The organism is Bacillus sp. MM2020_4, from assembly GCF_011250555.1.
Taxonomy (GTDB): domain Bacteria; phylum Bacillota; class Bacilli; order Bacillales; family Cytobacillaceae; genus Neobacillus.
Map to the genome: position 1 here is coordinate 1 of NZ_JAANMZ010000075.1, position 11,959 is coordinate 11,959.

Sequence of the window (11,959 nt, forward strand, 5' to 3'; positions counted from 1 at the left end):
CTCCATCTCCCTTAGGATTAATATAAGTTTTTACAAGATCTTGTTTGTTTCTGACTACACTTATATATTATCACCTTTCCAAAGGTAAGAAAGATGTTTGTGATACTTTTCACAAATTAGCAACAAAATCTTGAAGTAATTGTGAACTACCGTTAAATCAACATCTAATACCTCCTTAGACAGTTGAAAACTATCTCAAAGGGATGTAGAATATCCAAATAAAAAGGGTTCAGTCCCGCTGACTACGCAGCGAAAACTGAACCCATATTTATAATAAAGCAAAAGAACCGTCAGTCCCCGTTTCACTCCTGAATTAATAAAAACGTTTCTTTGATAGCTCCTACTTGATTTCCTGCATCATTTTTTATTATGGATGGTTTTAGTTCTCTTAGTCTTGTTATGGTTTCCTTATTGTGATAGTTTATCTGTTCCAGAATCGATGCTACGATAGATGGCCATACATCTTCTGAACCGTTTAGGACTTTTAAGGCAAAGCCAAGTTTTTCATTTTTCAAGCCGAAGCAATAAACCCCTTGCGCCCCGCCTTTAGCGATGATATTTGAATCTTGAAGCAAAATGGAACAAATAAATTGTTCTGAAGCTACCATCAGCGGATATTCATTCATCACGCTCGTCATGTCCTTAACCGCCTTTTGAAGCAGTGGATCTTGGATTAAATGCGGGCATGCTAATTTTAAATAGGTAATCGCCATATTTTTTAAGGGGATGGCAAAGACAGGGACACCACAGCCATCTTTTCCAATGGTAATATCAGAAACATGCACTTCAGATAATTCGGAAAGGATCATCAATATTTGCTGTTGAAGTGGGTGGTTTACCTCCCAATATCCTTCAACCGGATATCCAAGCTCCCGGCAAACACTAACAAAGCCCATATGCTTAGCTGAGCAGTTATGGTAGAGTCTTCTTTTTTCCTTATTTTTTCGTAACATTTCCTCCCGAGGTGTTACATTTAAAGGATACGAAGGTGGGCAAAATAATTCCTCTTCTTCGACGGGCAATTTGGACAACATCGATTCAAGGGCATCAATATGATACTTTTCCCCTCTGTGCGAAGCAGTAAATAAGGTAGCTTCTTGCCTTGTTAGGCCATATTTAGAAATAATCGTCGATAAAAAAACTGGGATGGCCTGAATGGGCTTTGATGCTGATCGATAAAATGTATAATGGTCCTGATTTCCTGCATGGCAGACTGTTTGTAATTGATCATTAACACCGCAAATCATCCCAAAATGCACATTTTCAACCAGTCCGGCCCGTGTTTCTTCAACTAATGGCACATAGTTCATCTCGTATACATCTCCCGAGTAAAAGTTTCAATCTAAATCTAACATGGAATTTTGCACCTGAAGCGCTGCTCCAAGTACAACCCCTTGATTGCTTAACCCTGAATAAACCACTTTCAATGTATCTTTTATTGGCTCCCAAATATACAACTCACATTTTCGCTCTATTTCTCCTTTTAATTCTGGAAGTTTTTCGATCGTATCTCCGCTTAGAATAATGACTTCCGGATTATAAAGGCACAAAATATTGCTCAGTGCAAGAGCGATATACGTCGTCGTTCGGTCCATAATATTGATAGCCCACGAATCTCGTTTTCGATAGGCAGCAAAAACCTCATCAATCGACTGGATATTTTTTATCTTCTTGCTATCGGCAATAATGGCACCTTCAGAAATATAAGTGGCAAGGCAGCCAATCTTTCCACAATTACAGACATTCCCCGTTGGGTCAATGACCGTATGGCCAATCTCGCCGGCATTGTTAGAATCTCCGCGATAAATTTCTCCATTTAGGATGATGGCTGCTCCAATGCCTGATCCAATACCAACCAAAACAGCATTTTGTGAATCCCTTGCCATTCCCTTAAAATTTTCAGCGATAACTTTCATCTTTAATTCATTATCAATAATGACATCAAATCCAGTAAGCTGCTTCAGGTCAGATGCTAGGCGTGCATGTTTCCATTTAAGCTGATCCGATATTTTTACCAAACCATTCATATAATCAATGGAACCTGGAAGACCTACTCCAATACCAATGATTTTTTCTGAGGGAAGTTGATGCTCTTCAATTAAATAACACATACCTCTATTTATTTTCATAAGCGTTTCGTCATAACTCTCTACTTCATCACGCGTAATAGTTTGCCACGCCACTATTTTCCCCACATAATCGACAATGCCGATTTTAATAATAAGTTTATCGATTTCTACCCCAATGGTATAAAGAACATCTTCACAAACATCCAGTAAGGTTGCCTTTCTTCCTACTCCAGATGTAACCAGTTCCGTTTCTCTTACAAACCCTTGGGAATGTAACTCGCTGACAATTCTAGTGATGGAGGTTGGACTCATTCCCGTTACTTTCGCAACTTCCGTTCTAGAGATAGGCGATTTGTTTTTAATAATATCCAGGACTAAGTTTTTATTTTGTTTTTTCATTAAAAGCTGATCTTGTTTTTCCATTGTTTACATTCCTTTTTTCATAAAAATTGAGTAACTCTTAAAAAATCATGATGATGTCTCAACTAGAATCCTATTTAGCTCATGAGGCATCCTCATCATTTTTCAAACCTTTCCGATCCATCTGAAGGGAATCGTTAATGGGACTCCCTTGGATGGATGAGAAACATAAGCAATCTTCAAGATAGACTTATCGAAATCCTTTTATAAATTGGATTGCCGTAGAGATATCTTGAACTGGATTGGTATCGACCTCACGCTCTATTGTTAAATAGCCTTCATATTTAATCTCTTTTAGGGCTTTAAAGTAAGCCGGAAAGTCAACTTCCCCCTTACCCAACGGTAATTCTCTAAAATACTCACCAGAAGCAACCATTTGGGCAATTTTTTCATGGTCTGTACCGGCACCGTAACCGAGGGCACCGTACACATCACGTGGATCTACTGGTTTTATTCGAATCCCGTCCTTAACGTGTGTATGGACGATGTAATCTTTGAGAAGCCTAACTCCGGCCACAGGGTCATCCCCGGTAACCATCACCATATTGGCTGGATCAAAATTAACGGAAACACCATTAGTACTTAGAGTATCTAAAAAGGATTTTAATCGTGAAGCTGTTTCGGGACCTGTTTCAATCGCAAAGTAGGCCCCCATACTTCTGGCGTAAATGCCCAATCCCTCACAAGCGGTTTGCATTGCTTCATAAACAGGACTGTCCATTTCCTCCGGTACAATACCGATATGGGTCGTGACGATATTCGTTCCCAGCTCTACTGCCAGATCTAAAATTCGTTTTGACTTTTCAATCTTTTCCATGTTTTTTTGGGCATCCTGGAATCCATGGCCTCCTAAATCCCCACAAAGTGCTGAGATGTCTAGTCCTAATGCTTCGATATATGTCTTTAACTCCTTGCGGGAAGCCGCACTTAAATTTTCTGGTGCCATTTCGCCAGTAACAGCATAAATTTGCACACCTTCTGCTCCCAATTCCTTTGCTGCTTTCAGCCCATCACGAAGCGGCAGCCGGAGGCTATCGACAATAACTCCAATTTTATTGCTCATCTTTATTGTGGACATCTGTTAAAAGACCACCTCACACTTCTTTTCAGAGGCTTCATAGATCCCCGCCAAGATCTTCATCATCTCAACACCATCTTCAACAGGTGCTAGTGGTTTTGTTCCCGTTAAACAGCATGTGACAAAGGAATCAATTTCGTTTTGAAAGGCGTTAGTGAAGTCAAAGCTCAGGTGATCAATCTGAGGGTGAATGTTAATGACGGTATCATTTTCTTCACCAATTAAAACCAATTCCGGCTCTAATTCAGCTCCTCCCTTCGTTCCAAACAATTTTACCTGGATTTCATCTCTCTTAGCATGGAGGGTAAACGAAACATCAACAAGCAAGGAAGCACCATTTTCGAATGTGATCAGAGCATTGGCAGCATCTTCAACCGTATTTTTCCCTTTATCATAGTCTGCAGTCTTATAAAATCGTAAATTCTCCACGTTCCCGCGGTTTCCTAGCTGATGATACGTATTTCCGGAAATGGACTTCACCTTTGGGCGCCCCATTAGATACCAACAAATATCAATAATATGTACACCTAGATCAATCAATGGACCTCCACCGGAGCGTTCTTTATCAGCGAACCATCCACCTGGGTTCCCTAAACGACGTAAGCACGAGGCTTTAGCATAATAGACTTCCCCTAATTTCCCACTGTCAATAAACGATTTTAGTACCTTCGTGTTTGTCGCAAACCTTCTAACAAAACCCACTTGTAATGTTTTGTTGTATGTTCGTACCGCTTCCTCAACCCTCACGGCTTCGTCTACCGTCATCGATAATGGCTTTTCTACTAAAACATGCTTTCCCCCTTTTAACGCGCCGATAGAAATTTCAGCATGGGTATTATTCCATGTGCAAATACTTACGGCATCTACCTGAGGATCGTTAAATACCTCTTCTAAAGAATTATACACATGTTCAATCCCATACCTCTGTGCCTTTTCTTCCGCTCTCTCCCTTGAATAATCAAAAACACCATATAAAACAGCATCCAGGTTTTTCTGATAGGCTTGAAAATGCTGATCAGAAATGGAACCAGCACCAATTACACAAACTTGTAATAGTTTCATATTGATTCTCCTTTCGAGGCTAAAAATTACCCTAGTTAGCGGTTATTAACTACTGAACTTCATTCCACAATCTTCGGACATTCTCCATCCCAATTTTTGACCCCACCTTACAATCTTCCATCCCTTCAAATTCTACCGTTAAATATCCATCATAGCCTGAGCTTTTAACCAATCTTAAAATCTCACGAATATTCAAATCACCATGACCAACTATAGCTCCACGTAAATAGTTTTCATTGACTGTTCTAAACCATTCGCCACCGCCTGGGTTTTCATAGTAAGGGCGAATATAGAAATCTTTCAAATGAACTGTAGCAGCATATTGTAGATTTTTCTTAACGCCTACAAGCGGGTCTTCATCCATACAAAGGAAATTTCCCACATCAAGCGTAGTTTTAAAATTATCACGGTTCACCCCATGGATGACCTTTTGCACACGGTCACTAGCTTGCACATTAAACCCATGATTTTCAATTGTAGTGGTAATACGATACTGTGCGGCATAATCAGCAATCAACTGACTTCCTTTTACCATTTTTTCATAGTGCTCTTCAAAATAATGAATCGTCATTTCTTCCGGCCTTAACGTAAATGCAGTTACATCATGACGCATGATCTTAATTCCTAAACGGTTCACAATATCAACATGTTTTTTAATCCGTTCTACTTCTTCAGTAAAAGCTTCCTCTGTTTCTTGAACAAAGTTAGCAGGGAAGGAATAGGCAGATAGCTCAATCCCCAAAGAGGCAGCTTTCTCTCTTATTTGATCGGCCAATGCCTCATGATCTACAACCGTAAAACCATACGGTACAATCTCCATATGTTCCCCGCCATTATCAGCAATCCATTGGATAACATCTAAAATAGTCATGGTTTCTGCTCGTAATTCTCTCACTAAACTATAAGTACTTAATCCAACTTTCATGAATAATCACTCCTGTATATTTTATTAAAAACTAGTATTCTACGAAATGACAGGCTACCATATGGCCCTTTACTTCATCCTTTTGAACAGAAGGTTCTGTAACCTTACAAAGATCCGTCGCCATAGGACAACGTGTATGGAATCGGCATCCCGTTGGCGGGTTCACCGGGCTTGGCAAATCACCATGTAAAATAATTCTTTCTCTTCTTAACCTTGGATCCGGAATCGGAATGGATGACAATAATGCCTTTGTGTAGGGATGCTTTGGATTAGAGAAAATAACCTCTTTCGGTCCAGATTCAACAATGGTCCCAAGGTACATAACCCCAATATGATCACTTATGTGTTCCACCACGCTTAAATCATGAGAAATAAATAGATAGGTTAAATGAAATTCAGCTTGCAAATCCTTTAACAAGTTTAGTATTTGCGCTTGAATGGAGACATCTAATGCGGACACAGGTTCATCCGCAATGATCAACTTCGGTTTCAAAATAAGGGCACGGGCAATCCCGATCCGTTGTCTCTGGCCACCGCTGAATTCATGGGCATATCGATTCGCATGGTACTCACTTAAACCTACAATTTCCAATATTTCTGAAACCTGTTGATATCGTTCGGTCCTTGATAGATTTGTATGGATAGCGAGTGGTTCAGCTATGATATCTCGGACTTTCATTCTCGGATTTAAAGAGGCATAGGGATCTTGGAAAATCATTTGCACCTTTTTTCTCATTGTTTTTAATTGCGCTTCTTTTCTGTGCGAAACCTCTTCCCCGTCAATCCATATTTCCCCTTCACTTGGGTCAAGGAGGCGCGAAATCAGTCGTCCTGTTGTTGATTTTCCACAACCGCTTTCACCCACTAGACTAAACGTTTTCCCCTCCGGAATATTAAAAGATACATCGTGGACTGCTTTTAACATTTTCTTTTTCCCAAACATGCCATCAGGTATTGAAAATGACTTTTTTAACCCATCAACTTTTAATAGCGTACTAGACACCAAAGCCCCTCCTCTCCTCCTGATACAGCCAACAGCTGCAAGATTGGCTATTTTTAAATTTCATCTCATGCGGCTCTTCTTGATGGCAGATCGGCATGACTGCGTTACATCTTGGAGCAAATTTACATCCTTTTGGCAAAGCACTTGGATTTGGTACGTTTCCTTTAATAGAATCAAGCTTCTCCTTTTTTTGGCCAAGCTTTGGAACAGAACCGATTAACCCTATTGTGTAGGGATGTTTAGGGGTTTCAAATAAATCGAAGACATCTGCCTCCTCCACTACTTTTCCAGCGTACATCACAACAACTCGATCACACATCTCAGCCACTACGCCCAAATCATGAGTAATCAATAGCATTGACATGGTTTCTTTTTGTTTAAGCTGCTTCATTAAGTCTAATATTTGAGCCTGAATAGTCACATCAAGGGCTGTCGTTGGCTCATCCGCAATTAACAGTTGCGGGTGACAGGAAATCGCCATGGCGATCATGATTCTTTGCCTCATCCCACCAGATAATTGATGTGGATACTCACTCATGATCTCTTCCGCTCTTGGAATCCCTACCTTTTTTAAAATAGAGATGGCATGCTCCTTTGCCTTTTTCGCTTCAAAACCTAAATGGAGGCGGATCGGCTCGAGCAACTGTTCACCAATTTTCATGACGGGATTAAGAGAAGTCATTGGCTCTTGAAAAATCATTGCAATTTGTTTTCCACGAATCTTTCTCATTTCCGCCTCTGTTTGAGTGGTTAAATTCTGCCCATTGAAGTGAATGCTTCCATTGCTTATTTTTCCGCTCGTTCCTTTAAATAATTTCATGATGGAAAGGGATGTAATGCTTTTTCCACTTCCAGATTCACCAACCAGCCCGAGAACCTCACCTTTACGAATGTGAAAGTTCACTCCGTGTAAGATTTTGAGTTTTTGTTTATCCTTCGTAAATTCCGTTTCAAGCCTTTCTACCTGTAGCAGCTTTTCCATCCTTTTCAAACTCCCTTACTCATTCTTCGTTTTAGGATCCAGTACATCACGGAGTCCATCGCCAATGATATTAAAAGCCAAAACAGTTAAAAAGATGGCAATACCCGGCATCATGACGATATGTGTCGATGTACCTAAATAATCACGCCCGAGACTTAACATCGCTCCCCAATCGGGGCTTTCCGGGCTTGCGCCTAAACCAAGGAAACTTAAACTCGAGGCAGCTAAAATCGCTGTTCCGATTCTCATCGACACAAACACAATTAGACTGCCAAGGGTTTCCGGCAAAATATGCTGAAACATAATGCGAAAATGAGATGCACCCATCGATTTAGCTGCCTCAACAAAGACGGTTTCTTTTGCCTCAAGCGTGGCTCCCCTAACCAATCTTGCAAAGGAGGGGACACTGAAAATCGATACCGCGATAACGACATTTGTTAAGCCAGGTCCTAAAATCGCAATAATAGCAATGGCTAATAGGATATCAGGAAAGGCAAACATGACATCACTCGATCTCATGATCAGCCGATCCAACCAGCCGCCAAAATAGCCGCTGATCAAACCTAATACAGTACCGCATATGGCTCCTAAAAAGACGGAAAGAAAACTAACACTAAGCGAGATTCTTGCACCAAATAACAATCGGCTAAAAATATCGCGCCCATATTCATCCGTACCAGCGATGTGATGCTTACTGGGGCCTTGTAACAAGGTATTATAATCAGGCTTATATGGATCATAAGGTGCTATGTAAGGGCCAATAATAGCAATCAGGATCAGCAGAAGAATAAAAAAGCTCGCCCAAAACGCAGTCTTCTGCCGTTTCCAACTTTTCCAAAATTCTTTTAGCGGTGAATACTCTTTCTTGTGTTTAACAGTGCTGTTCTGATTTACTACTTTGGATAATTCCATGACTACCCTCCTTTAAGCTACATAACGGATCTTCGGATTGAGATAACTATATAAAATATCTACAATTAAATTGACGATGATAAATTCAACGGAGAATAGTAATAATTCAGCTTGAATAACCGGATAATCCCTAAATGAAATGGAATCAATTAACAGGCGCCCCATTCCTGGAAAACTAAAAACCGTTTCAACAACGACCGATCCTCCTAATAAAAAACCGAACTGCAAACCCGCAATGGTAACAACAGGAATTAAAGAATTTCGTAGGGCATGTTTGGGTATAACAACAGACTCCCTTAGTCCTTTTGCCCGTCCTGTACGAATAAAGTCCGCTTTCAGTGTTTCAAGAAGAGAGGATCGAGTAAATCGGGCAAGCATGGACATAATGCCCGCTCCCAATGTGATGGAAGGCAAAACATAGCTTTTCCACCCATCCGCGCCGCCTGTTGGAAACCATCCGAGCTGGACGGAAAATAGTTGAATGAGGATTAACCCTAACCAAAAGCCCGGTAAAGAGATTCCAGAGACAGCCGTAACCATTCCGAGATAGTCTGGCCATTTATTTTTAAAAACGGCTGATAGAGTACCAATCACCAAACCAATGATTAAGGCCCAGACCATACTGAATAATGTCAAATAAATGGAGGGCATAAAGCGATCAACGAACATATCCATTACAGGCAGGCCCGTCTTCAGTGAGGTACCTAAATTCCCCTGAAATAGATGGCCCATGTAGGTAGCATATTGTTCCCAAATCGGTTTATCTAGACCAAGCTCTCCTCTAATGATGGATACCTCTTCTAATGAAGCATCCTTACCTGCAACCAAACGTGCCGGATCCCCCGGAATTAAGTGGGTAAAAAAGAAGATTAAAATTGAAACGATGAAGATAATAGGTATCATTTCTAAAACTCTTTTAATAATAAACTGGAGCACTATTGATAACCCCTTTCTTAAGAAAAGCTCAAGCGCCCTTGTCAGCGGCGTATGGCCTGGAGCGCTCCAACTGAGATAAAGGAAACACGAAGAGCCGGAGGCGCATTCGTGTTTGACTTATCGTAGGGCGGAGAGCGAAGGACACTAGTCGCTAGGTTGCTGGAGCTGGACATTTCTCAAAGTCGAAATTTTAAGATCCCTTCTAAAGGAGGAAAGAAGCTTTGGGATGAATCCCTCCGCCTCTTTTCTTACGACGTTTGCTGATGTTTACACTCTACTTTAAATTTGCATCGGTAACGTCAATTCCACCATCCGGGGTAATGACTACACCCTCCACATTTTTTCGTTTACCTGCCAAAATTTCATCCACACCTAGGAAAATCCATGGTGCATCTTTATAAATGGTGGATTGCATATTGCCATAAATCTCTGCTTGTTTTCCTTGATCAGCCGTTTTGTTGACTTCCTCAATCCATTGGTCTACTTGATCATTTTTATAGTAAGCAGTATTTGCTCCATTAGGAGGGAATGAGCCACTATAGAATAACGGCTTTGTAGCATTGGTTGTATCAGAAGGATAAGCTGACCAGCTTACATACCACATTTGTAATTTTGTATCTTCCGGTTTTTGTGCACCATAAATCTCGTCAGATAAAGTACCTTCTTCCATTGATTTAATTTCCACATCAATACCAATGGCTTTTAATTGCTGTTGGATGAACTGCATCCCTTTCATCGTATCAGAGTTGGTATTACCCCAAATTTCTGTTTTAAATCCCTTTTCAAGTCCTGCCTCTTTCAATAATTGCTTTGCTTTTTCAATTTTTTGGTCATACACTTCCTGCTTAGCATAATGAAGCGTTTTGCTAGGAAGAATGGAGTCTAATGGCAGTCCAAATCCTGTTTTCACTACCTTAATAAAGGCATCCTTATCTACCGCATAGTTCATTGCCTGACGGACACGCGGATCATCGAATGGTTTTTTCATCGTATTGATCGATACATAATTCGCAATGGTTGATGGAATCTTTTCAACCTCTACATCCTTTGTGCTTTCCAATTCCTTAATGTTTTGACTTGGCAGCGGATAGATGACATGGGCCTCGCCCGTTTTTAACATTGCTACACGAGATCCATTTTCCGGAACCGGTTTATACGAGATTTTCTGTACACGGTCCTTTTTATCCCAATATTCGTCGAAGCGTTCTACTGTCAAATGGTCACCCTGAACCCACTCCACAAATTTAAACGGTCCAGTACCAATTGGGTTTTTCCCGATTTTGTCTTTGCCTTCACTTATAAGCTTTGGACTAATGATCTTAGCCGATACAAATCTGGTTAGCATCCCTGCATAAGGTTCTTTTAAGGTGATCTTAATTTCATATTCATTAATGACATCAATGCTCGTAATCAGATTAAATCCACGGCTATTTAAACGCAGACTGTCATCCTTCATAATTCTTTCATAGTTTGCTTTAACAGCTTCTGCATTGAATGCTTCGCCATCATGAAACTTTACACCTTGGCGTAATTTAAATGTATATTCCATGGCATTTTCACTAATACTGTAATCCTCGGCCAGCTTTTTCATGACCTTACCATCCGGGTCAAATCCTAATAGACCTTCAAGCATAGCCGATTGTACGGAATTGGAGTTGGTATCTCCTGTATTATGCGGGTCCATGGAAATAAAGTTTTCATTTACCGCTATAACCATTTCCTTTGCAGCTGCTTTACTTCCTTCTTTCTTTTCCCCCGCACTTTCTTTGCTGGAACATCCAACAATCAATACGGCTGAGAGTGCGACTAACATCAGCATTTTCCAAAAGTGTGCCTTCTTCAATTGATTTCCCCCTCATATTATTTTTTCTCAGGTATGTTGATCCCGCTGTTCTCTTTACTAGTGATACCTTTGAATGTATATGATCCTGATTACCTCTAGCAATGTCTTATTCATGCAAACAGATTGTTAAAAGCAATCGAAAATCCAAGTATTTATTTTCTTTGTGTTATTAATCCGCGATGGAGTTGGCCATGAATTCCCTAAAATTACAACTTATTTCAATTAATTTCTCCAGTGGTGAAATTAATTGAATAAAAAAATAGACAACAATCCTATTTTATTCACGACCTAACAGGCCATAACTACCACTTTTTAACGTTAAAATTATTATAACTTCCAATTAAAACGTTTTCAATAGAATTTTTAGAATAATATAAATCTTATGGATTTACTTTATACTTTTTATTTTTATTATTGATAGTTTTATAAAATATCGATGTTCTTGAAAAGGATATAAATTCCTAGAAAAGAGGAAACACGCTGAATGTGTGCTCAGCGTGTTTTTTGTATTTCACAGACAATTGAAAGTCAAATCTTTAAAAGAAAATAGAGCGGAAACAATAATGTCTCCACTCAGTCGCTATCTAGTCATTAAACACTTGTTGTGCCTTGTTTATGATGTCCTTTAGCTGCAAAGTTCCTACGTACATAGGGCATTACATATCGATCTACACCGAATTTACCGGCATTTGCTCCAGCAACTAAGACGAAGAAGGCTAAAAGAATCAT

Annotated in this window: 10 protein-coding genes; all 10 read right to left on the minus strand. The window is 40.0% G+C overall.

Annotated elements, in window-relative coordinates:
- Nucleotides 1–302 precede the first annotated feature (302 nt).
- Nucleotides 303–1,310 (minus strand): asparaginase, encoded by a 1,008-nt coding sequence (locus G6554_RS24490; protein WP_166246709.1) that lies wholly within the window; start codon nt 1,308–1,310, stop codon nt 303–305.
- 27 nt (nt 1,311–1,337) lie between these two features.
- On the minus strand, nt 1,338–2,492 hold the full coding sequence (locus G6554_RS24495; protein ID WP_166246710.1) for an ROK family transcriptional regulator: 1,155 nt from the start codon (nt 2,490–2,492) through the stop codon (nt 1,338–1,340).
- A gap of 187 nt (nt 2,493–2,679) precedes the next feature.
- Nucleotides 2,680–3,567: a sugar phosphate isomerase/epimerase family protein gene (locus G6554_RS24500; RefSeq protein WP_166246711.1), complete on the minus strand. Its 888-nt coding sequence runs from the start codon at nt 3,565–3,567 to the stop codon at nt 2,680–2,682.
- 3 nt (nt 3,568–3,570) lie between these two features.
- Complete coding sequence (locus G6554_RS24505) at nt 3,571–4,629, minus strand: Gfo/Idh/MocA family protein (protein WP_166246712.1); 1,059 nt, start codon at nt 4,627–4,629, stop codon at nt 3,571–3,573.
- A gap of 49 nt (nt 4,630–4,678) precedes the next feature.
- Entirely contained in the window at nt 4,679–5,554 is an 876-nt protein-coding gene (locus tag G6554_RS24510) for a sugar phosphate isomerase/epimerase family protein (protein ID WP_166246713.1), read from the minus strand.
- A 31-nt stretch (nt 5,555–5,585) separates the two neighbouring features.
- Nucleotides 5,586–6,557, minus strand: a complete 972-nt coding sequence (locus G6554_RS24515; RefSeq protein WP_166246714.1) for a dipeptide ABC transporter ATP-binding protein — start codon at nt 6,555–6,557, stop codon at nt 5,586–5,588.
- Nucleotides 6,550–7,539: an ABC transporter ATP-binding protein gene (locus G6554_RS24520; RefSeq protein WP_166246715.1), complete on the minus strand. Its 990-nt coding sequence runs from the start codon at nt 7,537–7,539 to the stop codon at nt 6,550–6,552. Before G6554_RS24520 ends, G6554_RS24515 begins: the two co-directional genes overlap by 8 nt.
- 15 nt (nt 7,540–7,554) lie before the next feature.
- Nucleotides 7,555–8,451 (minus strand): ABC transporter permease, encoded by an 897-nt coding sequence (locus G6554_RS24525; protein ID WP_166246716.1) that lies wholly within the window; start codon nt 8,449–8,451, stop codon nt 7,555–7,557.
- A 12-nt stretch (nt 8,452–8,463) separates the two neighbouring features.
- The gene (gene nikB, locus G6554_RS24530; protein WP_166246717.1) at nt 8,464–9,387 is read right to left on the minus strand and encodes a nickel ABC transporter permease; all 924 of its coding nucleotides are present in this window, start codon (nt 9,385–9,387) and stop codon (nt 8,464–8,466) included.
- Nucleotides 9,388–9,661: 274 nt separating this feature from the next.
- Complete coding sequence (locus tag G6554_RS24535) at nt 9,662–11,206, minus strand: glutathione ABC transporter substrate-binding protein (protein ID WP_481747939.1); 1,545 nt, start codon at nt 11,204–11,206, stop codon at nt 9,662–9,664.
- Between the last annotated feature and the right edge of the window lie 753 nt (nt 11,207–11,959).

Excerpts from the sequence above, each read along its gene's own strand:
- G6554_RS24520 (WP_166246715.1), bottom strand. The coding sequence starts at position 7,539 with ATGGAAAAGCTGCTACAGGTAGAAAGGCTTGAAACGGAATTTACGAAG.
- G6554_RS24535 (WP_481747939.1), bottom strand. The coding sequence starts at position 11,206 with ATGCTGATGTTAGTCGCACTCTCAGCCGTATTGATTGTTGGATGTTCC.
- G6554_RS24510 (WP_166246713.1), bottom strand. The coding sequence starts at position 5,554 with ATGAAAGTTGGATTAAGTACTTATAGTTTAGTGAGAGAATTACGAGCA.
- G6554_RS24525 (WP_166246716.1), bottom strand. The coding sequence starts at position 8,451 with ATGGAATTATCCAAAGTAGTAAATCAGAACAGCACTGTTAAACACAAG.
- G6554_RS24495 (WP_166246710.1), bottom strand. The coding sequence starts at position 2,492 with ATGGAAAAACAAGATCAGCTTTTAATGAAAAAACAAAATAAAAACTTA.
- G6554_RS24500 (WP_166246711.1), bottom strand. The coding sequence starts at position 3,567 with ATGTCCACAATAAAGATGAGCAATAAAATTGGAGTTATTGTCGATAGC.
- G6554_RS24505 (WP_166246712.1), bottom strand. The coding sequence starts at position 4,629 with ATGAAACTATTACAAGTTTGTGTAATTGGTGCTGGTTCCATTTCTGAT.
- G6554_RS24490 (WP_166246709.1), bottom strand. The coding sequence starts at position 1,310 with ATGAACTATGTGCCATTAGTTGAAGAAACACGGGCCGGACTGGTTGAA.